Annotated in this window: 19 protein-coding genes and 1 tRNA gene; 11 read left to right on the top strand and 9 right to left on the bottom strand. The window is 35.4% G+C overall.

Translation table 11 applies throughout. The annotated features are described in order from the left end of the window. Window positions 1–55: 55 nt before the first annotated feature. Together INQ25_RS00095 and INQ25_RS00090 are read right to left on the bottom strand one after the other, a co-directional pair. Window positions 56–1,138, bottom strand: coding sequence for a GTP cyclohydrolase II (locus tag INQ25_RS00095; RefSeq protein WP_010082649.1), 1,083 nt, complete (start codon window positions 1,136–1,138; stop codon window positions 56–58). 29 nt (window positions 1,139–1,167) lie between these two features. Beyond that, window positions 1,168–1,255, bottom strand: a tRNA-Leu gene (locus INQ25_RS00090). 190 nt (window positions 1,256–1,445) lie between these two features. Between INQ25_RS00090 and INQ25_RS00085 the strand changes: the two genes are divergently transcribed. After that, a complete protein-coding gene (locus tag INQ25_RS00085; RefSeq protein WP_213862735.1) occupies window positions 1,446–2,720 on the top strand; it encodes a metallophosphoesterase family protein in 1,275 nt (424 codons plus the stop codon). Between the two features lie 27 nt (window positions 2,721–2,747). Here INQ25_RS00085 and dnaA read toward each other — a convergent pair whose 3' ends face one another. Further along, the gene (gene dnaA / locus INQ25_RS00080) at window positions 2,748–4,130 is read right to left on the bottom strand and encodes a chromosomal replication initiator protein DnaA (RefSeq protein WP_010962298.1); all 1,383 of its coding nucleotides are present in this window, start codon (window positions 4,128–4,130) and stop codon (window positions 2,748–2,750) included. A 326-nt stretch (window positions 4,131–4,456) separates the two neighbouring features. Between dnaA and INQ25_RS00075 the strand changes: the two genes are divergently transcribed. Next, window positions 4,457–5,194, top strand: coding sequence for a type I glutamate--ammonia ligase (locus INQ25_RS00075; RefSeq protein ID WP_006280263.1), 738 nt, complete (start codon window positions 4,457–4,459; stop codon window positions 5,192–5,194). A 3-nt stretch (window positions 5,195–5,197) separates the two neighbouring features. On the opposite strand, the gene INQ25_RS00070 is transcribed toward INQ25_RS00075, so the two are convergent. Further along, the gene (locus INQ25_RS00070) at window positions 5,198–5,938 is read right to left on the bottom strand and encodes a hypothetical protein (RefSeq protein ID WP_213862734.1); all 741 of its coding nucleotides are present in this window, start codon (window positions 5,936–5,938) and stop codon (window positions 5,198–5,200) included. Window positions 5,939–6,113: 175 nt separating this feature from the next. On the opposite strand from INQ25_RS00070, the gene INQ25_RS00065 reads away from it, so the two are divergent. From INQ25_RS00065 to ubiA, 5 genes are all read left to right on the top strand, one after another. Continuing rightward, complete coding sequence (locus INQ25_RS00065) at window positions 6,114–9,188, top strand: efflux RND transporter permease subunit (protein WP_213862733.1); 3,075 nt, start codon at window positions 6,114–6,116, stop codon at window positions 9,186–9,188. A gap of 88 nt (window positions 9,189–9,276) precedes the next feature. Then, a complete protein-coding gene (gene nusA, locus INQ25_RS00060; protein WP_015589511.1) occupies window positions 9,277–10,839 on the top strand; it encodes a transcription termination factor NusA in 1,563 nt (520 codons plus the stop codon). A 9-nt stretch (window positions 10,840–10,848) separates the two neighbouring features. Further along, a complete protein-coding gene (gene infB, locus INQ25_RS00055; protein WP_213862732.1) occupies window positions 10,849–13,173 on the top strand; it encodes a translation initiation factor IF-2 in 2,325 nt (774 codons plus the stop codon). Between the two features lie 9 nt (window positions 13,174–13,182). Then, window positions 13,183–13,581 (top strand): ribosome-binding factor A, encoded by a 399-nt coding sequence (locus INQ25_RS00050; protein WP_038249615.1) that lies wholly within the window; start codon window positions 13,183–13,185, stop codon window positions 13,579–13,581. Window positions 13,582–13,584: 3 nt separating this feature from the next. Next, window positions 13,585–14,442, top strand: a complete 858-nt coding sequence (gene ubiA / locus INQ25_RS00045) for a 4-hydroxybenzoate octaprenyltransferase (RefSeq protein WP_182366339.1) — start codon at window positions 13,585–13,587, stop codon at window positions 14,440–14,442. A gap of 773 nt (window positions 14,443–15,215) precedes the next feature. Here ubiA and INQ25_RS00040 read toward each other — a convergent pair. From INQ25_RS00040 to INQ25_RS00030, 3 genes are all read right to left on the bottom strand, one after another. Next, entirely contained in the window at window positions 15,216–16,694 is a 1,479-nt protein-coding gene (locus INQ25_RS00040; protein ID WP_213862731.1) for a UbiD family decarboxylase, read from the bottom strand. Between the two features lie 87 nt (window positions 16,695–16,781). Then, on the bottom strand, window positions 16,782–17,861 hold the full coding sequence (locus INQ25_RS00035) for a Fic family protein (RefSeq protein ID WP_213862730.1): 1,080 nt from the start codon (window positions 17,859–17,861) through the stop codon (window positions 16,782–16,784). A 10-nt stretch (window positions 17,862–17,871) separates the two neighbouring features. Then, window positions 17,872–18,024 (bottom strand): hypothetical protein, encoded by a 153-nt coding sequence (locus INQ25_RS00030; RefSeq protein ID WP_010081826.1) that lies wholly within the window; start codon window positions 18,022–18,024, stop codon window positions 17,872–17,874. 256 nt (window positions 18,025–18,280) lie between these two features. Between INQ25_RS00030 and INQ25_RS00025 the strand changes: the two genes are divergently transcribed. The 3 genes from INQ25_RS00025 (at window position 18,281) to INQ25_RS00015 (ending at window position 21,268) form a co-directional block, all read left to right on the top strand. Then, complete coding sequence (locus tag INQ25_RS00025; protein WP_010963174.1) at window positions 18,281–19,039, top strand: DsbA family protein; 759 nt, start codon at window positions 18,281–18,283, stop codon at window positions 19,037–19,039. A 220-nt stretch (window positions 19,040–19,259) separates the two neighbouring features. Next, the gene (locus INQ25_RS00020) at window positions 19,260–20,618 is read left to right on the top strand and encodes an OTU domain-containing protein (RefSeq protein WP_246484029.1); all 1,359 of its coding nucleotides are present in this window, start codon (window positions 19,260–19,262) and stop codon (window positions 20,616–20,618) included. Window positions 20,619–20,671: 53 nt separating this feature from the next. Continuing rightward, a complete protein-coding gene (locus INQ25_RS00015; protein ID WP_138265061.1) occupies window positions 20,672–21,268 on the top strand; it encodes a TIGR02217 family protein in 597 nt (198 codons plus the stop codon). A 130-nt stretch (window positions 21,269–21,398) separates the two neighbouring features. On the opposite strand, the gene INQ25_RS00010 is transcribed toward INQ25_RS00015, so the two are convergent. Next, complete coding sequence (locus INQ25_RS00010) at window positions 21,399–22,187, bottom strand: GTPase Era family protein (protein ID WP_006279249.1); 789 nt, start codon at window positions 22,185–22,187, stop codon at window positions 21,399–21,401. Window positions 22,188–22,431: 244 nt separating this feature from the next. Beyond that, window positions 22,432–25,095, bottom strand: coding sequence for a 2-oxoglutarate dehydrogenase E1 component (locus tag INQ25_RS00005; protein WP_213862729.1), 2,664 nt, complete (start codon window positions 25,093–25,095; stop codon window positions 22,432–22,434). A 127-nt stretch (window positions 25,096–25,222) separates the two neighbouring features. Between INQ25_RS00005 and INQ25_RS06560 the strand changes: the two genes are divergently transcribed. Next, window positions 25,223–25,354 carry a hypothetical protein gene (locus INQ25_RS06560; protein WP_255322263.1) on the top strand — a complete coding sequence of 44 codons (132 nt, stop codon included), beginning with the start codon at window positions 25,223–25,225 and terminating at the stop codon, window positions 25,352–25,354. The last annotated feature ends 384 nt before the right edge of the window (window positions 25,355–25,738 follow it).

The following is a 25,738-nucleotide window of genomic DNA, read 5'->3' as shown; positions in this document are numbered from 1 at the left end:
TCTTAACTTATGTTAATAAACATAGCAAATTAACAAAGTAGTTACAGCAAAAAAGCTAAAAAACTCTTAATCTATGGCCTAATTTACCAAACTTTGTCTCCATATATGAATCGTTATATTTATTACGTTCCACAATAAGTGGTAGACACTTTGTAACTCCTATACCACTACTTTCCAATTCTGACAATTTCCTATCATTGTTTGTAAGTAATTGGATTTTGTTAATGTTCAATTTCTTAAGCATTTTAGCTGCAACAGCAAAACTCCTTTCATCATCTTCAAAACCCAATATTCTATTTGCATCAACAGTATCAAGATTATGTCCTCTTTGCATACTGTACGCTCTTAACTTATTAGTTAAACCAATGCCTCTTCCATCTTGCATCAAATACAATATAATACCACTTCCAGAGTCAGCTATCATTTGAATTGCTTGATGTAACTGACTTCTGCAATCGCATGACAAGCTATCTAACAAGTCACCCGTATAGCACGAAGAATGAATTCTCACTAATGGTTCGTCATCTTTATCTGGATTGCCAATGATAATTGCATGATGTTCTCTTCCACCACTTTCGGTTCTATAAGATATGATATTTACTTCTTGAGTCTGTTTTAAAAATAATGATGTTTTGCACACTTCATATACATCCTGATTTTCTTGAAAATTATTTATGAATGATGTGTCCAGTGCAATAACGTCATTTTTCTCGCACCAATTTCGCATTTCATGGTTATTCTCAAAAGTCATATCAGCCACTAACGCGTATGGCAATAATTCTGAGAACTTAAGCAAGGCAATAGCACATTCATCTATTGTCTTTGAGCATTGCAACTCTTTTATGCAATCTTCCTTTGAACAGTTTATTAAATAGAGCAGTTCATCAAAATTATTCACCAACAGACGTTTGCTGTTATGTTCTTTATTCTGAGATATGTATTTTACCTTACTTGAAGTTAAAGTAACATATACATTACTTGATGTAAGCTTGTATTGATTAAATAAATCTCTTTCTAAAGCCTCAGCAGCAGCAAACAATAGGTAATTACTTTCATCATATATTACAATTGGCCGACCGCGCCTGATTTCGCTGATAGCTCTTTCTACCTTATTGCTACTCTGATTTCCTATAAACATTTTTACCCATATTAAACAGCGATAAAAACTGGTGCGGCCGAGAAGACTTGAACTTCCAAGGCCTTATGAGCCACAGCGACCTCAACGCTGCGTGTCTACCAATTCCACCACGGCCGCACTATATTCTAGTTTTTATATAATTATTTTAAATTACTTAATCATTTTAGAATTTTTCATCTAGAGTGTCAATCTGATACTAGAATAATTTAGAAATTGTTTGTATAATTTGATTATGAATTTTGTGATTATAAATTTTAATCATTTAAGATAACCTTACTACTAATTTTTAACTTAGGTTTTTATACAAATGAATATAGCTAATATCTTTATTTTTTTAGCTCTCTCTCTTATAACTAGCTTTCATTTCGTCCATGCACAAATATTATACACATGGTCTCAAGTTATCCCAGAAAATAAACTAAGCATACGCGCAATTACGGACAATGACATGTGTCCCATTGTTTATGTTGATGGCGAGGAAACAGAAATGCTGAATCGCAGCTCAATTAACAATGGTGATCATAACGAAACAGTTTGTGAACTGACAGTACAAACAAGTGCCAAAAACATTAGTATTGAGGATCTACGGGTTCCTATATTACCAAAAAAGGTTAATAAAATTGCTTTCATTGGTGACACGGGCTGTAGAATAAATATGTTATTTCAGCAGGAATGTAATTCGGTAGATAGCTGGCCTTTAAAAAAAAATTTAGATTCAATCGCCCTTCATAAACCAGATTTAATTATCCATGTTGGTGATTATCATTATAGACAAACAAAATGTAGAAATACAAAAAAGTGTGGCGATATTTATGGATATAATAAAGAAGTTTGGTACGCTGATTGGTTTGAGCCTGCAAAGGATATTTTATCACAATCCCCTTTCCTTTTTGTTCGTGGAAACCATGAGAGTTGTGATAGAGCTTATGAAGGATGGTTCAGGTATCTAGATTCATACCCCTTTTCGTCTGAAAGATGTGGAAACTTCGTTTCTAGTTGGTCCTTAGATGCTGGACCGATGAAATTTTTTATCTTCGACTCTTCATCCGGTGAGGATATTTTTACAACCCAAAGCACAATTGATGCTTTTGAGAGGCAATTTGATAAATTGATACAAAATAGTTCTGACAAGCCCATGTGGTTTTTAACTCATAAACCGCTTTGGAGATCTCCAAAAAAAGAATTTTTGACATTAAAAAGCCATGGTAATCTTACACAAATCGAAGCTTTTGGAGATAAATTTCCAAGCAATGTTACTACCATAGTTTCTGGCCACATTCATATAGCCCAGATTTTATTAATGGATAATGTTCCAGACCAAATTATAGTTGGAAACGGTGGTGCATCATTACACGCTCAAGATCAAGAATCTGTTTATCAAAATGTAGAATTTGACTATTTAAATGGTAAAAACTACTTAGCACACGAGGTTAGAAACTTTTTTGGCTTTGGCTTTGCAATACTAAATTTAGATGATCACGAATTTACCTTCTATAATCAACACAATAAGGAAATGTATTCTGCGAAGCTAACAGAAGATTTTAAACTTAAACGGATTAAAACTATAGTCGATTCATTTTAGGATTTGTTATCAGCTATTTTAAAAACGCTACTTAAACATTTTTTTTAATCGATTGATTTCATCAGCAAATTTTGAGTCGGTCTTTATAAAATTTTCTACTTGTTTTACTGCATGTATAACAGTAGCATGGTCTCTGCCACCAAAGTTTCTCCCAATATCTGGTAGGCTTTTTTGCGTAAATTTTTTGGCAAAATACATAGCTATTTGTCTTGGCCTTGCAAGACTGCGAAGCCTTCTATTGGATTGCATATCTGCAACCTTTATATTGAAAAATTCAGCTACTTTCTTTTGTATTTCTTCTATTGTGACTGACCTATGATTTGACCTAAGAAGATCGATTAGGGTTTCACTAGCTGATTCTACCGTCATACTTCTTCCAATTAATGAGGTATGGGTAACCTTATTTAATGCTCCTTCTAATTCTCTTATATTAGATTTTATGTTCCTTGCTAAAAACTCTAGGACATCTTTCGGAACATACATATTCATCTGCTCCACTTTTGCCTGCAATATACCAAGCCTTAATTCAAAAGTTGTTTCATTAATATCTGCCACCAACCCCCAACCGAGTCGTGATTTTATTCTTTCTTCCACTCCATCAAGATCACTAGGAGACCTATCAGCTGATATAACCAATTGTTTATTTTGGTCTATCAATGCATTGAAAGTGTGAAAAAATTCTTCTTGTGTACTATCTTTACCACTGATAAATTGCACATCATCTACCATCAATACATCTACTGATCTAAATTGCTCTTTAAATAACATAATATCTTTGCTTCGCAGCGCTGTAATATATTGGTACATGAATTTCTCTGCTGATAAATACACCACTTTTCTTTTTGCTGATGGGGAATTGACTATGTGCCAAGCTATAGCATGCATTAGATGTGTTTTACCAAGTCCCACTCCACCATATAGAAACAAAGGATTGCTGCCTAATATTGGATCTATAGATTCTGCCACACGCTTTGCCGCCGTAAATGCTAATTCATTTGGCTTTCCCACTACAAAATTATCAAAGGTGAACCTTGGATCCAGCGGCGAACCAAGATTATGATTACTTTCCTCTCTGTTTTTTAGTATAACATTAAAATTTGAATTCCTCTCCTCAATTACTTGAATATCAATAGAACGTATACTTTTATCTTCGCTTTGCCATAATGATAATATTTTTTTCATGTAATGAACTGTAATCCACTCTTTTATAAACCTTGTTGACACGGATAAAAGAACTTCCCCATTTCTGCTACTGACAAATTTTAGTGAACTCAGCCAGCTATTATATGTTGCTTCTCCATAAAGATTATAAAGACAATTTTGGATTTTTTCCCAAGTAACATTGTGATCCGTTACTGTAATAATCTGATCAAAAAACATAGTAGAAACCTTAGGGCTAGTTAAGTTCATATACCACACCAAGAAAAAAGCAATAATTAGAAAAATATAAGATAATCAATAGCTTACTGCAAAATGAAAAGCTAATACTACTTAATACATACTAAAAATTATGGTGATTTTTTGATGGGTTGTAAAGGGTATAAAAACATTAAAATTGATCATTTTTATTTCAAAAAAATGAAAAATTTGTAAATGTCGCTTGTATCGAGGATTAGAAGCATGCTATTAAAAACAGTAATACATTATGTATAAATAAGATGTTAAATTTACTGGCAAATAAGTAAAGTATTCATATAAATATAGCTAACCTAATATAGATTTACTGAAGCAAATTTATGATTATATTAAGTAATTTGAGTTGTTATGCTGTATTCGGTATTGAACTAGAGTTTTACATTGAAGGAATAGAAAAAGAATACTTATTTCTGAATAGCATCAAAAATAAAATAGCATCTCTTGAATTTTCTTGCGAGAAGGAGAATTCTACACATCAGTATGAGATAAAAAGTGGTTGTTATACGAACTCCTACAATTTAATTAAGCATTTTGAGTTAGCAAAACAATCACTTACTGAAACAGCACAAAAACTAGGTGGGAATGTTTCTTTTAAAGCAAAGCCTTATTTGGATAGAGCAGGCAGTGCATTAAATGTGCATGTTAATCTCGTGAATTCAAATAACGGTAACTTATTTTATATCAATGAGCAAAAGTACAGTGACTATCTGATTCATAGTATTGGTGGATTATGTGCAATGATGAAAAAACATATGTTGTTTTTTGCTCCAAATGATGATTCATATTTAAGATTTCAGTATCCGGATATTCACACTCCAACTACGATTAGTTGGGGAGTAAATAACAGAACTGCTGCGATAAGAATTCCCTATTTTGGCAACGATTTCAAAAGATGCCGCCTAGAGCACCGCGTTCCCGGAGCAGATTGTGACCTTGAAAAAGTACTCACAGCAATAATTGAAGGTATGGTTTTTGGTATAGAGAACAAAATTGCTCCGCCAAATAGGGTCTACGGCATTGCATCTGATCCTCAATATGAGATGGAGAGGTTAATATAACAACTATCTATCAAATCCTAATCCGTTAAACCCCTTTTGGGTAATTGGCTGTTTTAGCATTTTTTTTACATCATTATCTACATTTTTGCACTGTAATAGCAAGTCTAAAGCAGATAGTTTCTGCATGCTTTTAGATTCAAGCTCTAGATTGCTTAACACTTGCCCAGGAAGTGGATTACCAGGCACATCCATGTGCTCAGGAAGAGGTTTCATCTGATTCTTTATAGAGCTAGAGTTATTTTGTGTAAGAGTTTTATCATTTAGCATGCTAAGAATAATTTCCTCAGGCACTACCATAGTTTTTGTATAATCAACAGGATTACTATTTTCAGCATCTATAGTCACATGAATTGGTTCGCCAAACGCATTTATAGGACCACCAAGTGATCCTTTCTCCATGCGTTCTTGTGCTCTTTTCCTTATTATTTCTTCTTCTAACTCAGTTTCAGTTCTTTCTGGTTCTTTTGCGGTATCTTTTTCTTCACCTTCATCAACACTGCTATACCCTTCATCTTCTGAAACTTTCTCTCCTGAAACACCAGTAATTTCAGGCTGTTCTTTTTTAGTTCTTATTTTATGAATCAGCGAAAGTAATAAGTAAGTAACTGCAGCAGCAGAAACGATAATGGCTATCTTTGCGGCAATGTGGATTGCTGTTAAAAATATTAAAGCTGATAAAGCTCCAGCTAATCCAGACACAATAACTTTATTTTTGCCTTTTGTTATATTTAGAATTGCCACCATAATAACCTCTCAAATACTGTTCTAGAATTATTATACAGGAATTTTCTTATACTTGCAATTTTGCGAAAATTTTAATTATTTGCATAAAGTTTTAAAGCTACACAAGGATTAATTAATATGCAATGTATCTCGACTATAATATTGTACAAACACACATATTCAGCTAACATTCAACATGCAGAGCTTACTCATAGAGCGAAACAGGGCGGTGGTATTATTACTTATAGTAATTTTTATCTTCGGTTCATACGTTTATGTAAAAATGCCAAGGGAAAGCAATCCTGATATACAGATTCCTATAATCAGCCTGTTTGTTGGACTTCCTGGGATTTCTGCTCAAGATAGTGAAAAGCTATTAGTGCTTCCTATAGAAAATGAACTAAGATCCATCGAAGGTGTAAGAGAATTGAGAGCTTTTGCAACTAATGATGGTGCTCACATGATACTCGAATTTGGAACAGAGTATGATAATAAAGAAGTGCTCGATAATGTTCGTTCAAAGCTTTCAAACATAAAATCGAAGTTACCTGTTGAAGCGGAATCTCCGATAATCAATGAAATAAACTTGAGCTTATTTCCGATACTCAATGTCGGCTTAATTGGTAATTTGCCAGAAAGAGCCTTAACTGAAATAGCACGCAAGCTAAAGAAAGAAATAGAATCTCTGCCAAATGTTCTCAAAGTTGAAGTGGCAGGTATGCGTAAAGAAACAGTGGAAGTGATAGTTGAGCCCACAGTTCTAACAAAATATAACATTCAATCAAACGAAATATTCCAAGCTATATCAAGCAATAACAGACTAGTGGGAGCTGGGTCACTGGAAAATGATACCGGTAAATATTCGATTAAAATATCAGGGTTATTAAAAGATATAGAAGATATTATGAATATTCCTATTAGATCTCAAGGCGATGCAGTTTTGAGAATCAAAGATATAGCAAAAGTATACCCTAGGTTTGAGGATCACCAAGGATTTGCTCGCATTAATGGATTACCTAGTGTCATGCTAGAAATTTCAAAACGTAACGGAAAAAACATAATAGACACAGTAAATCAAGTAAAATACTTAATGGATAAGGCAAAAGATCAATTACCTGAAAATTTAAAAGTGGTGTACTTAAACGACCAGTCAAAAAACGTCCGCGATGTGCTTGATGACTTGGAAAACGGCATAATATTTGCTGTGTTGTTAATATTGATCATAATGATGCTTTCTATGGGAACAAGGATTGCTATTCTTGTGGCACTCTCGATACCCGGTTCCTTTCTCATTGGGATAATAGCTCTTTACTTTATGGGTATAACCTTAAATATCGTTGTGCTCTTCAGTTTAATTATGGCTGTTGGCATGCTGGTTGATGATGCAATTGTGATCAGCGAATATGCCGATAGAAAGATGATCTGCGGAATGGACAAAGTAGAAGCTTTTTACACTTCAGTTCGTGATATGTTTTATCCGGTTCTATCATCAACGTTAACTAAATTAGCAGTGTTTTTTCCTCTATTATTCTGGCCTGATACTGTTGGTAAATTCATGCAGTACATACCAATTACAATAATCCTAACTTTGACTGGATCGCTCATTATGGCTTTGGTTTTTATACCAACACTTGGTGCAATATTTGGTAAGCCTTCGATAACTTCAAAAAAAGAAATAAAAAAAATGAGTGCTATAGAAAGTGGTGAAATAAAAAATGCTGGGCCTATAATAAGAGCTTACGTACGCATGCTAGAGAAGGTTTTGGATCATCCTAAAAAATTCGTATGTGCTACTGTATTCGTTTTGTTTTCATTTAGTGTGCTGTACTTTACTTTTGGTCCTGGAGTAAAGTTTTTTCCGAAAGTGGATTCAGATAATATTTTAATCAGTGTTAAAGCAAAAGAAAGCTTATCAGCCAAAGAACGAGATCTGATACTCAAAGAAGTGGAAGAACGCATTTTGAGCATTGAAAAAGAAATTCATGTTTCTTATGCTAGATCAGGAGCATTTTCAGACAACGTTATCGCCAGAATACAACTAGAACTTATGGATTGGCGCTTCAGGCGCAAAGCTAAGCACATACTAAATGATATAAGGAGCAGTGTGCAAGACATGAAAGGAATAATAATTAATGTTCAAGAGGAAAAGCCAGGACCGTCGGCTGACAAGCCAATACAAATCAACCTCAGCGGGAGTGCATCCAGTTTGAATTTAGCAGCAGAGAAAATTCTAGAAATTATGAACCAACCTTCATCCGGGTTTATAAATATTCAAGATAGCAGATCAGCACCTGAAATAGAGTGGAATATGAGTGTTGATAAGAATAAGGCTACAAGCTCTGAAGTAAGTGTTGCAACCATTGGCGATTTTATAAAGATGGTTACAAATGGAGTGTTGATTGGAAAATATAGACCAAATAACACGGATGAAGAAATCGATATTGTACTCCGTTTCCCTGGAAAGGATCGCAACATGAAGACTATAGACAATCTTTTTATCAATACAGTTAATGGCCCGTATCCTATGAGCAATATAGTAAAATATGCTCCCGAAAAAAAGGTAAACAAACTAAACAGGATTGATGGATTACGCACAGTGACAATCTCTGCTGACGTTGATACTGGCTATCTTGTTGATGAAAGAGTAAAGTTCATTCAGAATTCTATTGCCCAGGATTGGGACAAGGGAGTAAAAATTGATTTTAAAGGCGACAAAGAAGATCAACAAAAATCAGGAGCATTTTTGTTAAAGGCTTTTATATTAGCGATTACACTAATGATATTGGTATTAGTGACACAGTTTAATAATGTATACCATACATTTATCGTAATGACAGCAGTGTTTTTATCCACAACATGTGTGTTTTTTGTTTTCTTTCTTATCCAACAAGTTTTCGTAGTTGTTATGTGTGGAGTGGGGATAATTGCTTTGGCGGGAATTATAGTAAATAATAACATACTATTGCTTGATGCCTTTCATCACCAAATTAAGGTACACAAAAATGACATCAAGCGATGTGTAATAAACGCTGCAATTTCTCGCGTTAGGCCAATATTGCTTACCGTTGCAACCACAGTTCTTGGTTTAATACCGATGATTACCAGGTTAAATATCAATTTTTTTACGCTACAAATCACATATGATGCTCCATCAAGCCAGTGGTGGGTTGACATTTCAACAACCATAGCAAGTGGAATATTGGCTGCAACGGTTTTAACTTTATTCTTTACTCCTGCGTTGCTTGTTATACAAAAACATGAAAAAACTTGACTTAAATTAGCAATCATTTAACATTTAAGATAGTGTTCTTTGCCCGTTGGAGCTATAATTATAACTAATTACATTGGATTTATTTATTATGATTGCTAATCGTAAAAGCAGTGTTAAGCAGAAAAGTAACAAGAATAACATAGTTGGAAGCCTTGATGTAATAAAAACAGCAGGAGAGCTTTCACTTCAAAAAGGTTTAGATTTTGATGTTGTAATAAAGGCACTAGAAAGTGCTATAGAAGCAGTGGCTCATCAAAAATATGGTAGCAAAAGTAAAATTGTAGTTGATATAGATAGAAACACAGGCAAAGTTACTTCATATAGAAAACTAAAAGTTATTGATGATGAATCAAATGAAAAAGAGAATACCGAGTGTGAATCAATTACGCTTACACAAGCTAAATTAATAAAAGGAGATGCAAAAGTTGGAGATACTGTTAGTGAATTACTCTCTCTTAACACTGATCTTGCTTCAGCAAGAATTGCCCAGCAAAAGATTGCTCAAATAATTAAAGATGAAGAGTCAAAAAAGCAATATGAGGAATTTAAAGATAAGGTGGGAGAAATAAGGTATGGTATTGTTAAACAAGTAGAATATTCAGATCTTATTATAGACATAAATGGCACTAGGGCATATCTTCCATTGCGAAATTTAACTGGTGGTGAATCATTTCGTGAAGGTGATAAGGTTAAAGCTTACATACAGACTGTTAAGCGCTCTGATGATGGACGTCAAATTATTCTTTCTAGGACTCATGAAGGCTTTTTGGAGGCATTATTAAATCAAGAAATACCAGAAATTGCTGACGGATTAGTGACAATTAAAGGTATAGCTAGAGATGCTGGTTCAAGGTCTAAGGTTGCCGTTTTCTCTCCCGACAAGAACATTGATCCAGTAGGTGCTTGTGTTGGAGTTAAGGGAGATAGAATAAAAACTATTATACACGAATTAAATGGTGAAAAAATTGACGTTATAAATTACTCCTCAGATTTGGGTCAATTTGTTATTAAAGCCATTACTCCTGCAGAAGTATCGAAGGTTATTATTGATGAAAATGAAAATTGCATAGAGTTAATAGTTGCTGAAGATCAATTGAGTTTAGCGATAGGAAAAAAGGGCCAGAATGTAAGATTAGCTTCAGAGCTTGTTGGATGGAAAATTGAGATATTAAGCACTCAGCAAGAATCAGAAAGGCGAAGTAAAGAACTTAGTCAATGTTCAGCTTTATTTGCTGAAGCTTTAAACTTAGAAGAGATTATGGGTCAGCTATTGGTAACAGAAGGTTTTTCAAGTGTAGAAGACATATCTAGCGCTTCAATTAAAGAGCTTGCTTCAATAGAGGGCTTTAATGAAGATATTGCAAACGAACTTCACAATAGAGCAAATAAGTACCTGAAAGCAGAAAATGATAGAAAAATAGAAGAGCTAAAAAGTTTAGGTATGGAGGATGATGTAATCAATTTAACTTTATCAATAGACAATAAAATTGCTCTTAGTAAGCATGATATTAAGACTTTAGAGGACATAGCAGATTTATCAAGTTATGAGTTTTGCAGCATACTCTCTTCCTCATCCGATAGCAAAGAAGATCTAAAAGATACAGTAGATTCAATAATCATAGAAGCACGTAAAAAGCTTGGATTAATATAATAAAATAATATGAATAATGAAGATATCAGTGATAAAAAATTAACGCTCCAAGGTTTAAGCAAGCTTAAATTAGACCTCAATTTAAACTCTTCAGCTAGCCCAAGTACTGGAGCTACAGTAGTAAAAAAAAGAAGAAAAAAATCTCATGATGCAGAAGAACATAATTTATTTGACGAGAGTAAATTAGGTTCTTTAACAGAGAAAGAACAAATTTTTCGCATTAATGCTGTGCAGAATGCTGCTTTGCTGAAAGAAAGAAATCAGAGAGAAGAAAAAGAGAAAACAGCAAAAGAAGACAACAATAAAGAGATTGATGAGAAAAATGAAGCGGACGCTTTATCTAAGGAAATAAATAAGCAAGTTTTAAGTAATACCCACTTAGTTGAACCAAAAGAAGATAGTATTAACTATGAGGACGACGATAAAAAGTCCTTTAAGGTCAATAAAGATATATATTCTAAGCATTCTAAACTGGTAATTGCACAGGCAATAGATGAAAAAACTGAACAACCCCCTGTATTTAAGCAAAGGTTTGGTATAAGAGGTAGAAAGTCAAAGTTTACTAAGGGTAAAAATATATCAAGAGAAGTTATTGTACCAGACAAAATAACTATCAGGGAGTTATCTATTCGTATGGCAGAAGATAGCAAGAGTGTGCTAAAAATGTTCAAAGAAGAAGTTGGTGAGAGTTATAGAGTAGATGATCTGGTGGATCCAGATATAGCATGTGAAATAGTGAAAAAATTTAATCATACGGCCAAACGAGTGAGCGATGCCAACAAAGAAAAGGATTTATTTTTTATAGAAGGCAGAGAAAGCCTGCCTAAAAAACCTAAACCACCAATCGTCACTTTTATGGGACACGTCGATCATGGTAAAACCTCATTGCTCGATGCATTTCGTGAATCTAATGTTGCAGAAAGAGAGTCAGGTGGCATAACTCAACACATAGGTGCTTATCAAATAACGACAAAAGATAAGCAAAAAATTACCTTTATTGATACACCAGGACATGAAGCGTTCACTGCGATGCGTGCACGTGGTGCCAATATTACTAATATAGTTGTAATAGTAGTTGCAGCTGACGATGGAATCATGAAACAAACAGTTGAAGCAATAAATCATGCAAAAGCAGCAAATGTTTCTATTATAGTTGCTATTAATAAAATTGATAAATCTGAGCCTGGTGATGTGGAGAAAGTAATGAGTAGCTTACCTCAATATGATCTCATTCCTGAAGAGCTTGGTGGTGATGTTATGATTGTGCCAGTATCAGCAAAAAAGAAAACTAATTTAGATAAACTAGAAGAGACGATTTTGTTAATCGCTGAATTAATGAAGCTAGAAGCAATAGAAGATTGTCGAGCACTTGGATGGGTAATAGAATCCAAAATAGATAAAGCGAAAGGAATATCAGCTACATTGATAGTTGAGGAAGGAACGTTAAAGGTTGGTGATATATTGGTAGTTGGTACAACATACAGTAAAGTACGTAGTATGGTTAATCACCTTGGTCAAAGAGAAAAAGCAGCACTACCCTCTGCTCCAATTGAAATTACTGGTCTAAATGGTGTACCAAATGCTGGAGATAAATTTGTTGTTGTAAATTCTGAAAAGCAGGCACGTGAAATTATTGAACATAGGTTAGAGTTAATCAAGAAAAAAGAAGAAAATTTAGATGAGGATGATTTAGATATATTCAGCCGTAATAACAGTGAAATAGAAGAACTATCTGTAGTTTTAAAGTGCGATGTAACTGGTTCTATTGAAGCAATATCAAGTTCAATTGATAAACTCGGTAAAGATCAAGTGAAATTAAATATCCTACACAAAGCAGTAGGAGGGATAACAGATTCAGATGTGCTGCTTGCAGAAGCATCAAGTGCAGTAATTTTAGCTTTTAATGTAAAAGTGGACTCAAAAATAAGGGACTTGGCAAAACAAAAAGGTATAGAAATACATACTTATAACATAATATACGAGCTCATTGACGACATGAGAATGTATTTAACTAAAATGTTAAAGCCTGTTACACGAGAGGTTCGTGTTGGCTTTGCATCTGTGAGGCAAATATTTAACGTATCTAAAGCTGGTAATATCATTGGATGTTACGTAAGTGATGGAGTCATAAGAAAAGATTCTTTAATTAAGGTAATGCGTGGTGGCAAATTGGTGCATGAAGGAAAGTTAAAAGCACTACGTAGATTTAAAGATGATGTTAAAGAAGTAGGTGTAAACTTTGAATGCGGAGTATCACTAGAGGGTAATGTCGATATTAAAGTTGGAGATATTTTGGAAGCTTATCAATTAGTGCAAGAAGAAAGGGTGTTATAGTAGCTGGATATGAAAAAGGAAATTAGAAACCTAAAGATAGCATCGGTATTGCATAGAGCAATATCAAGAATTCTAATGGAAGGTAAGGTGTTCAATAAAAATGTAGCGGTATCTGACGTAAAATTAAGTAAAGATTTGAAAAAAGCAGATGTATATATTGTGTTATCTTCATTGAATATTCAAGTAGCTGACTACTTAGATCCAGAAAAAAGACGCACTGGAGATCCTTCTGAGAATAATTGTGATATTAACACTGTTGTTAATGAAATGAACCAGTCTGCATGGTCAATACGTAAATCTATATTGTGTTATGTTGATTTGCGATTTATACCTGAGTTAGTTTTCAAGCCTGATTTAGCGTTCGATAATTTTGTTAATGTAAGCAAAATATTACATAATCACACTTAATTAATGTATTTCAACCATTACTTTTCATTAATGAGGTTGCACAGTTTAACAGGTTTGTGGCTTGTGCTATTTCCCAGTTTGAGCGGTATTCTTTTAGCCTCAACTTCTCTATCATATCAGGCTCTTTTTCTCCTTGTTTTGTTTACTATAGGTGCATTTTTAATGAGACCCGCAGGGTGCATAATCAATGATATCTTCGATAGAAAAATAGATGCGCACGTTGAACGAACAAAATATAGGCCACTTGCAAGTGGTGCATTAAACATAAAGCAGGCTTTGGCTTTACTTTCACTGTTACTGTCTATTGCCCTGGTAATCTTATTATTAACTAATAAAACTACACTTATACTTGGAATAATCTCAATGTGTATGATAGCTACTTACCCTTTATTAAAGCGGTATGTTTGGTGGCCACAATTGTTCTTAGGGTTTACCTTCAATATGGGATCGCTCATGGGCTCAGCAGCAATAACAAACCAGATCAGTATAGAATCCTTGCTGTTTTATATAGGATGCGTCTTTTGGACACTTAGCTATGACACCATATACGCCCATCAAGATAAAAAAGATGATGAAAAACTCGGGATGAAATCTACCGCATTATATTTTGGTGATACAACAAAATCTTGGTTGAAAAGATTTTATTTAATATCTCTTATGACGTGGCTATATGCTGGTATCTTATCATCATTAAATAACATTTTTTATATTGCTCTACTTGCTGTAGGGTTCATATTTCACCGCCAATACAAAAATTTCAATCCTGACGATCCCAGTCAATGCATGTCCATATTTAAAAATAACTCCTACGTAGGGTTGCTGCTCTTTTTCGGCATTCTTTTAGATAGAATTATCACCTAGGTCTCAAGAGTTTCGGCTCTAATGAAATCAATAGACTCAGGTAGCCCGCAGAAACAAAAAAACTTGCTTGACAAACTCCGCCAGCCCTCTTATCATGAAACTGAAGCTATTGTATTTGCTTTCGCCAATCTGCAGATTAAAAGGTAAGGATTACTTAATGTATCGGCGTCTTATGTTCAATTTTTTGCAGTATATAGATACTGTATGTCTTTACAAAACTTCATCTACATCTAGGTTTTTATCTAAATAAGCTGAACGCGCTTATAAAGCGTTACAAGACATCAAAAAATGCCAATACTCGACAGAGATAGTAAAAGACTAGCTAACTCGGGGATTCTTTGTCTTTTTTTCTGCTTAGTAAATTTCTTAAACATTTGCAGCGTAAGTTAGTTGCAATTAAAAGCGGCTGAATCTCGCTTGTCAAGCGTTTAAAACATAAAAAACGCCAATATTTTAAAGCGGATAATAACCCCAGGGCTTCTTTTGCCTTTTTTTTCATTTGGTAAATTTCTTAATATTTACAGCTCAACAACAACCGTCATCCCTAAGTATCCCGCTGCTTGTTAGCGGCTGAGATACCGCGAATGAATCGCGGTATGACGGTTCGCGGCAGGATGACGATAAGCTCGTCATCCCACTACTTGTTAGCGGCTAAGAGATACCGCGGCGGTATAGCTATAGGATGACAAAAAAAGGGCACTGTGACGCACAATTATCAGTTAATGCGGCATTATAAAAAACGCCAAACTTTTTTCTGCTTTTATGCAAGAAGTCTAGTCCATATATTCCTCCCACTTCTCCGCGACTTTCCTTACTATTTCCTCACTCATCTCAATTTTCTTTCCCCACTCTCGTTTGGTTTCAGGCGGGATTTTATTTGTCGCATCAAATCCCATCTTACCTCCAAGTCCACTTTCAGGGGAAGCAAAGTCTAAATAATCAATAGGTGCATTTTCTATCATGATTGTATCACGCACAGGGTCCATCCTTGTTGACATTGCCCACATCACTTCCTTCCAATCACGTACATTTATATCATCATCAACAACGATAATAAACTTCGTGTATAAAAATTGCTTTAGAAAGGAAAGTATGCCCATAACAATTCTTTTTGCCTGCCCTGGATAGGATTTTTTTATCGACACTACCGCTATTCTATATGAGCAACCTTCCGGTGGCAGATAAAAGTCCACTATCTCTGGAAATTGATTGATAAGAATGGGCACAAAAATTTCATTGAGTGCTTCACCAAGAATCGATGGTTCATCAGGTGGCTTGCCAGTGAAAGTGCTAAGATAAATTGGATTTTTACGCATAGTAATTGCAGTAATATTAAATTCAGGAAATTGCTCAACAGAATTATAGTAGCCGGTGTGGTCTCCGTATGGCCCTTCGTCTTGATAGCTATCCAAACTCACATAGCCTTCCAGAACGATTTCCGCGTGAGCTGGTACTTGAAGTGGAACAGTCTTACAATTTACAAGTTCAAGCGGTTTTTTGCGCAGCAACCCAGCAAATTGGTATTCTGACAATGTTTCTGGCACTGGAGTTACCGCAGCAATAATCGTTGCAGGATCACTACCGATCACAGCAGCAGCAGGAAATTTCATATTTTGTTCCTTCTCTTTCCATCGTTTATGGTGACCTGCTCCTCCACGATGCGCAAGCCAACGCATTAGAGTTGTTTTTTTATCTATGACCTGCATACGATATATTCCAAGATTGAAATTATCTTGTTTGTCTTTCGTAGGTCCTTTTGTCACCACAATCGGCCAGGTGATAAGTGGTGCAGGTTCATTTGGCCAGCATGTTTGAATGGGCAGTAGACTTAGGTCCACTTCATCTCCGGTTAGCACTACCTCTTGACATGGAGCCTTGCTCACGACTTTACTTCGCATCGATAACACGACTTTCAACAAAGGAAACATTTTTATAGCATCCTTAAAGTTTTTTGGCGGCTCAGGTGATTGCAAAAATGCTAAAAGTTTACCAAGATCTCTTAGCTCACCAGGATTTATGTTCAGTCCCAAGGCAATTCTTTCAATAGTACCGAATAAATTCACTAAAACTGGAATCGAATTTTTGCCGTTTTCTGTGACAACATTTTCAAAAATGATCGCTGGCCCTTTGTTTGACAAAACCCTACGGTGAATTTCTGTCATTTCAAGAACTGTTGAAACTTCCTCCTTAATCCTAATCAGATCTTTTTTTTCTTCTAAGGCTTTGATGAAGTCGCGTAAGTTGTTGTACATATTCCAGTTTTTAAAATTTTAAGTTTATATCTAGTTTTCAAGCACTTTATTGAAATTTGATCTATGCACTGTCTAGCGAGCTTTCAGTTAATTTGAGATCAAATCTTCATATTGCTTACTAAGTTTGTATTTCCTTCCTCTATTGGAAAAATCTACAATCTTGATAAACCCCATTTCCACCCACTTTTTACAAAGTTGCGCACTGGTACGAGGCTTAAAATTAAATAGTTCGCCAACCTGACTAGCTGTAATAGCGGAAAACTCCTGGAAGAGCTCAAGAGCCCTACGCTGTTTAGGATCAAGCTTACGTATAAGATCAGTCTGATCAGCGTGGTATTCTTCTTTATTTATACGTTGTAAAACGTTCTCAAATGAATTTGCCATACCTCCTACGAAATACTCCACCCACTTAGTAATATCTGCTTCAGCTCGTCCCATGTAATAGTTGTGCGATGGACCTATACTGATTGCTTCATAATACGCTCCTAGATTCTTAGCATAATATTCTTCCAATGAATAAAGTCCTTTTAGGTCATACCCACCAAGGTGTAAAATTAATGTAGTCAACAATCTTGCAGTACGACCATTACCGTCATAGTAAGGGTGAATTGTTACAAATTGATAATGCGCAATACCTGCAATAATTGGGCAAGGCACTTGCTCACTGTTACGAATCCAATCAATCATACTGCTCATGAGCTTTGGTACATCCTTTGCTTCAGGTGGCATATAAATTATTGCACGTGTAAGACTATCGCGGATAACATTTTGACCATCACGATAAGGTGTTGATTTTATTTTAGATTTTCCACTTGCTATTACTAGAGCATGTAGTGTTTGAACAGCTTTCTCAGTAATGGGTATTCTCCTTGCTGCCCATTGTTCAACTTGAGTTAAAGCTGCATAATATCCTTTAACCTCATTTTCATCTCTCCTATATTTTGGAAAGTGGCTTTTACCACTTAAAACCTCTTCAATCTGTTTAGGTTCAAGTCGATTTCCTTCAATCATAGTAGAATAGTGTGTGGTATAAAGCCGTGCAGTTTCACGAAGAGACAAAAGCATTGATACAGTGAGTGGCAAATGTAACACTTTTTCTTTTGCTGCTTCAATCCTTATAAGACAACTAGCAATTTTAGAAGTAATCGTATAATTTGGCATCGGCATAATATCTGCATTACATTACTTCTATATTATGCTGATAAAATGCAGATAATACAACATTTACACGACGCCGACCATAAACAGCAATAAATTCGGCTGATTGAGAAAGAAGTTTGTCTTGTAGAATAGCTATTTCTTTTTCTCTACCAATTATTGGCTCGTTCATATGTTTATTCCGCGGAAAATTATACACAGCGGAAACAACTTAAATCTACGCTCCGCGCGCCTCTGCTACTAAGCCTTCTGATGAGCTTTTCAGTAATGTGCTTGAGTTTCATTGTGTAAAGTTTGCATTTGAGGCAAAACTGGTTATAAAATACACTTGATACAAATGTTTTTATATATTAACATTAGATGCTTCTTTTAATATACAGATAAATGTGTACTAAAAGTTTTATGTTGTAGGTTTTTAAATAAATTGTATGTCTAGAATATCGTTTTTATTAATTTTAATAATAGCAATAGCAAGCTTGCCGATAATAAACAATTGGCTTTCAAATCGCAGCCAAATGCTAAACGATGATTATATAGGTGAGAAATTAGATAATTATATAAGCAGAAATTTTGATAAGATCGTAAAAACTCTCAAAGAGGAGTCGATTAAAAGTAGTTACGCTGCTCGAGATAATGTAACCAAAAGTAAAATTTCACAATACAAGGATCAAATATTTGACCTTACTTATCCTTACTCCGGAAATGAAAATAGTAGTGTTATAGCTGTAGGCTTCCTTGACTATTCTTGTGGACATTGCAAAGCTATAAAGAATGATATAAAGCAGTTAATTAACGACGGCAAAATTAAGTATATCTTTAGGGATGCTCCAATACTTGGTAACGCTTCTTTAAAGGCAGCAAAAAGTGCTTTAGCTGTCTATTTTCTCGATAAAGAAAAATATTTCGATTTTCACCATGCTGCTTTAAGTCACAAAGGAGAATTTTCAGACGAAAGCATATTGGATATAGTGAAAAACATAGGGATTGATGAGGACGATTTTAATGATTCCATAAAAGATAACGCGGACAAAATTGAGCAAATGATAAACAACAGTAGGCTTCTAGTAAGAGATTTGGGAGTAGGTGGTACACCTTTTTTAATAATTGGAGATAGCCTGTTTGTAGGAGCAACTGATTTGAATGTATTACGCAAAAAAGTAGATGAATTAAGTCACAAGCAAGGCTAGTTACAGTTTGCCATAAAATTTTATTTTTTTTGCTTGACAACTCAAATGAACCTGAGTATAGTAACTGTGGGTGTGATAAGTAACGGCACGTAGAAGTGACACAGTAGCTCAAGAAAAGCAGGTGATGCCTATAGTCAAGCATAACCTCAGCCTGCAAAGATTGACTAATCCATTAAAAAGTGTTAAACTCAATATATAATTACCATTCTGGAGTTACAATATGAAAGAACCTAATTATACAAGAGAACCAATTGCTCTTTTTCGACAAATCAAAGAAAAGAAAAAATCAAGTAATTTATTGCATAATTTAAAGAGTGCTTATTCTAAAAAACTAAAGATAGGGGCTGCTCTAAAGACAGGGGATTGCTTTTTTGACTCCGTGGCTCAAGGGTTGAATGAGTTAAAACCTGGTCATCGTTTTACCGCAAAATCATTAAGAAAAGATTGTGCAGATTATGCTGAAAACAAAAAGGACTCACGATGGGTTTTTGATGAAATAACAAAAAATATTGCTGAAGGATATGCTGTACCTATGATAGGTTCAAATGGAAATGTAATGAAAGATAACCAGAACAATATTATACCAGACAATATTGCATCTTTTGATAGATATTTAAAAGATATTAGAAGTATGGCTACAGAAGCTAGCCTACCTATATGGGGTCGCCCAGGGATTGAAGGGAGAATGATATGTGATAAGTATGAAGTGGAGCTTGATATTTATTCAATAGAGGAAGATAGTCAAAAAGTTACAGTAACTAAAATTACAGCACATGATGATGATCTAGAAGTTTTTATACAAGGTGTGAATCTTGATCAATTAAAGATAGATAATAGTAAAAAAACTGTAGGAGTAGTGAATTACATGCAACATTTTGTACCACTCCTTAGTGGAATTTCTGAAGATATAAAAGAAGATCAACAAGTTTCTAGTGAAGCAATTCTTGGCACAGGTAAAAGAGTTCCTACTTCTGATCAATCAGAGAAAGAAGTACAACAAGAAATAATTAATATCAGTACTAGTGCGACTGTTTATACGGATAAAGAAATCCCTTTTTCTCATCAACTAGAGCAAAAAACACGACAAGAAGGAATTAATGCCAGCGCTAGTGCAACTGTTTATACGGATAGAGAAATTCCTACTTCTAATCAATCAGAGCAAAAAGTACAACAAGAAATAATTAATACCAACACTAGTGCGCCGGTTTTACAAATTTACACAGATAAAAAAATCCCTTCCTCTCATCAGCAAGAACAAAAAACACAACAAAAAGGAGTACAAAAAAAATTAATCAATAGTTACAGGAAAGAGGCTATTTATGGCACAGTTGCTGTGATAGCTGCTATAGTATTCACACCATCTGCTATAGCTGCTGCTTTTACTCAATCAATTCCTTTAGCATTCCTTGCTGGAATTGCTTTAGTCGTTGCATGTGTTTGTGTATATCAATTAACGCAGAGTCATAAGAACATTAACGAACTGAAGAGTGAGTTAGAAGAAAATAGTACCCTTACTTTTCTAGAAGAAACAGGATTAAAAATGCACGATCTTATTAATAAAGCAATTTCAAAAGTTTAAGATTTTTCCTACTTTATCTACATCAACTCAACTTTATTTCTACAGGAGGGTATATGTCATTCACAGAAATTAGATTTCCAGAAAATATATCTTATGGTTCCACTGGAGGACCGGAATTTTCCACTGACGTTGTAACAACTCACAATGGTTGTGAACAGCGCAACATCAATTGGTCTCATGCACGCACTAGATACAACATAGCTTACGGGGTCAGATCAAACGAGCAGCTACTAGAACTAATAACATTTTTTCATGCACGAAAAGGTAAAGCAATAGGGTTTCGTTTTAAGGATTGGTCAGATTTTATAGCCATCAACCAAGAGATTGGTATAGGAGATAACAAAAAAACGACTTTTCAGCTAATCAAAACTTATGTAAGTGGGGAAGATAAGCATATACGTATGATCAAAAAGCCAGTACATGGGACAGTAAAGATTTATTTAAATGGTAAAGAAGAGAGTGAATATTCAGTAAATTATTCAACGGGAGAAATAACATTCATGAAACCGCCAGTAAAAGATGCAATAATCACTGCGAGCTTCGAATTTGATGTGCCCGTGCGCTTTGATACAGATTACTTAAACGCTTCTATTGATGACTATGGAAGCAATAGCTGGAATAATATCCCCTTGGTGGAAGTGAAATTTTAGTTATAAGCGAGCATAGATCCACATCATAGTAGGGCTACTAGTCTACCATAAATTGAAAAATTAAGCACCACTGAGGCTCTATACCTAAATGAGCCTCAGTATATGCAATTATTTTAAACTTTATCACCAGCTATATACTACAATGTTGCTGAGCTTTGCTAACATTTACACTTGAAGCTTGGGGAGATTCTAACTCAGTGCTTTTTTCTTCCTGCAAAATAGAAAGCTTCAACAACTCCTTTAGAGTTGATTTTGCAAGTGTTGTATCATCTTTGTTTAAGATGTAGTCTAGCATGCCGTTTTTCTGTAAGAGATTAACAAAATATCTATCTCCCTCATTAAGAACCTCTATCTTGTTAATACAAGATAATACTAAATCCGAATTCTTTGTTGCTAAAATTCCATTCAAAAAGATATCTAATTTTGTTTTATCTTCAGTTAAGTCTTCAGCTAACCTATTTCTGATATTCTCATTGTCAAACACAATGTACTCGAGGTACGAGGAAGGCTCAATAAGTATAAAGTCCTCTAAAGGCACTAGTTCTGGATAGGTGCCAGCGTAATCAAGTATGCCACACTCAGTAATACACCCTCCTTTTCTTATAACACAGCAATTGAGACGACCATGATACATTGATAACAAAGAAAAAAGACGTATTATACTTGTACCTCTATCTTTCATTTCCTCGAAAAGCTTCCTATCATTTATTAATTTGTGCAAAATGTAATCCATAGCAGGACCTGGTTTGCGGAAATGAAACATATTATTCTCTTCAAAAATGGCCTCAGCTAATTCGATAGATTCTTTATCCTCATCTACAAAAGCTTTTTCATTTCTATTTAACTGTATGATCTCAGCTTTGCTATCTCTGCGTAGACCAGTTCTCCTTATTAACATCTCAAATATTTTTGTATTCATATATATCCTATATTAATTAAAGTAAATATTAATAATGTTTACTTTTTAAATAAAAATAAATGAAAATTTTAATAAAAATTAAATTTTTTTTAATAGAATAAAAATCTTTTATATTTGCTTGAGTACCAAAAGGGCTTTATTGGTGTAATGCGTTTTCTATTGCGCCTGGCTGCAGTGCCCAGCGTCAAGATCTGATGAACAATGTTCGCTTGCCAGCTTTCGCTTCAATATTTGCACAATTGTGCTAGATCCCCTGCATAACCTGCTTTAAAATCTCCTCCTGCTGCTGAGTGTGAACACTAACATAACCACATGCAGGAGATGCAGCAGCAGGTCTTGCGATACACTTAGGTCTTTTTGCTTGGATATCGAGATTAGATAACACTTCTTCTATCAATGGGTTGACAAAAAACCATCCTCCCATATTTTTTGGTTCTTCTTGACACCATACAATTTCAGCGTTCTCGTATTTCTCAAGTTCACTGCTTAGTTTATCGGCCGGAAACGGATAGAATTGCTCCAAACGTATTACTGCTATATCGTTTATTTTTTGTGCTTCACATACTTCAATTATGTCGTAGTAAACTTTACCACTGCATATTACAACTTTACGTATTTTATCATTTAGAACCAAATCTGTTCTATATTCTGGGATTACCGTGAGGAATTTTCCTTCAAAGTCAGATAGGTTAGAAACTGCTCTTTTATGACGCAATAGTGATTTAGGTGTAAACACTACCAGAGGCTTACGAAAGTCTCTATGCATTTGTCTGCGTAAGACATGGAAGTAATTCGCCGGAGTGGAACAATTAACTACCTGCATATTATCCTCTGCGCAGAGTTGCAAAAATCTCTCTATACGTGCGGAGCTATGCTCAGGTCCCTGTCCTTCATAACCATGAGGCAGCAATAAAACTAGACCGCTTGATCGCAACCACTTTGTTTCTGCAGATGCGATAAACTGGTCGATCATAATTTGTGCACCATTTGCAAAATCACCAAATTGTCCTTCCCAGAGCACCAGTGAATACGGGGAATCAAGGCTATATCCATATTCAAAGCCCATTACAGCATACTCAGATAGTGCGCTATCTATGACCTCAAAGTGAGCTTGCTTTTCATTTATATTGTTTAGCGGAATAAACGCTTCTTCTGTTACCTGATCAACAAGCCTTGAATGACGGTGCGAGAAAGTCCCACGACCAGAGTCTTGTCCTGATAAACGCACTCCTATTCCTTCTGTAAGCAGTGATGCAAACGCAAGACTTTCGGCAGTTGCCCAGTCTATATTACTACCAAAATTTATGCTGTCTATTCTGCCATCGAGTATTTTTCTAACCTTATTGTTAATGTTAAAGTTACTTGGGATATTGCTATTTATATGCACACCTAATTTTTTCAACTCATCTGGCGGAACACCAGAATCCGTGTAGTATTCGCTCAAATCGTTCAGCTTTGCTCTTCTTAATTTTGACCACACTCCACCGAACCAGTCAGCTTTTTTTGGAGTGTAAGCCGCTGATTCAGCAAGACTTTTATCTAATTTTGCCCTGAATTCACTGCGCAATTTATTTACTTCATCGCCATCTAATACTTTCTCTGCAGTCAATTTTTCTTCATACAATGTTCCAGGAGTTTTATGCTTTGATATCGCCTTATACATAAGTGGCTGAGTGAAATTCGGTTCATCACCTTCATTATGGCCATATTTGCGGTAACATATTATGTCAATCACTACGTCCTTTTTAAATTTCTGCCTATATTCCATCGCCAGACTTGTAGCAAAACTCACAGCTTCTGGGTTATCTCCATTAACGTGAAACACTGGAGCTTCTATTGATTTTGCTACATCAGTACAGTAAAAAGAGGATCGCGCACAACACGGATTAGCAGTAAAACCAACTTGGTTATTAATAACAATGTGCACAATGCCATCTACCTTATAACCTTCAATATTGCTTAAGGTTAGAGTTTCAGCAACCACTCCTTGGCCGATGAAAGCCGCATCACCATGAATTGATATGCCAAGCACAGATCTTATATTCTGTTTTGCTCTTATTCTTCCAGCCAAAACCGGATTTACCGCTTCAAGGTGAGATGGATTAGGGCATAAACTTAAATGTATTTTCTTACCACTGGCAAGTGTTTGATCAGAAGAGTAACCAAGGTGATATTTAACATCACCGGACACCTCAAGACCACCTGGATATGCAAGATTGCCTTGAAATTCAGATAGCATTGCCGCATATTCTTTGCCCATAACTTTGGTTAGAACATTGAGTCGTCCGCGGTGAGCCATGCCAAGGACTATTTCTTCAATACCAAAAACCGTAGAATCACTAATGATTTTTTCAATTGCAACGATAGCTGATTCCCCACCTTCGATAGAAAAACGTTTATATCCAGGAAATTTCATATGGAGAAATTGCTCGAACATCTCAGATTCAATTAAGTGCCTCAGTATTTCCTTTTTATCTTGTGAACTCAGCGTATAGGTTTGATTTTCGATCTTTTCCTGCAGCCACATCCTCTCCTCATAAGAGGAGATATGCATAAATTCAAAACCGATGTTCTTGCAGTAAATATCTCTATAGATTCCAGCGTCACTTGCCGGATATAGATTCGAATATTTCTGATAATCTACTTCCTTATTCACATTGGGTGATAACGGATTAAGATCCGCAAAAAAATGACCGTAAGATCTGAAAAAATTTGCTAAACTAGAAACTGAATCATCCACCTTAGTTACATGTTGTGCACCGCAGGTCTCCGCTTTATTAACTTCTAAATTGCTTGAAAAAATTTTATACCAATCCTCCCCGATTGATTTATCACCCTGCAAATAACGGCTATACATTTCTTCCACAAATTCTGCATTATCACCATAAAGGCAGCTTAAACTCGACATAATCACTATAAAAAGTATCAAATACTTATAAGTATAACTTAAGTTTTTTAAAAAAGAACTTTTTTAGTTTCTATACGTCATACCGCCGCGGTATCTCTTAACATAGATCCCGCTAACACGTAGCGGGATGACGATTGTCAGGGTGTCATCCCAGTGCGTGACACTGGTTCACTCTATAATGGCAGCGCCCCTATGGTGTCATCCCAGTGCCCAGACTACTTGGATCCAGAAAAAAGAATGGTGTCATCCGAGTAGCTGACACTGGGATCCAGAAGACTTAATTTCAACCAAGTGGCTGCATAATAAAGGCTAGATCCCAGTGTCACGCACTGGGATGACAAGGTATAAACCTTATCGTCACGCCGCCACGAACCGTCATACCGCGATTCATTCGCGGTATCTCAGCCGCTAACAAGAGATCCCGCTAACAAGCAGCGGGATGACGAGCTTATCGTCACGCCGCCACGAACCGTCATACCGCGATTCATTCGCGGTATCTCAGCCGCTAACAAGAGATCCCGCTAACACGTAGCGGGATGACGAGGTTATCGTCATACCGCCGCGAACCGTCATACCGCGATTCATTCGCGGTATCTCTAGATCCCGCTAACAAGCAGCGGGATGACAACAATCCTACGACCTG

Source organism: Wolbachia endosymbiont of Rhagoletis cerasi (assembly GCF_018454475.1).
Lineage (GTDB): Bacteria > Pseudomonadota > Alphaproteobacteria > Rickettsiales > Anaplasmataceae > Wolbachia > Wolbachia pipientis.
This window is presented reverse-complemented; position numbering and strand designations above follow the sequence as displayed.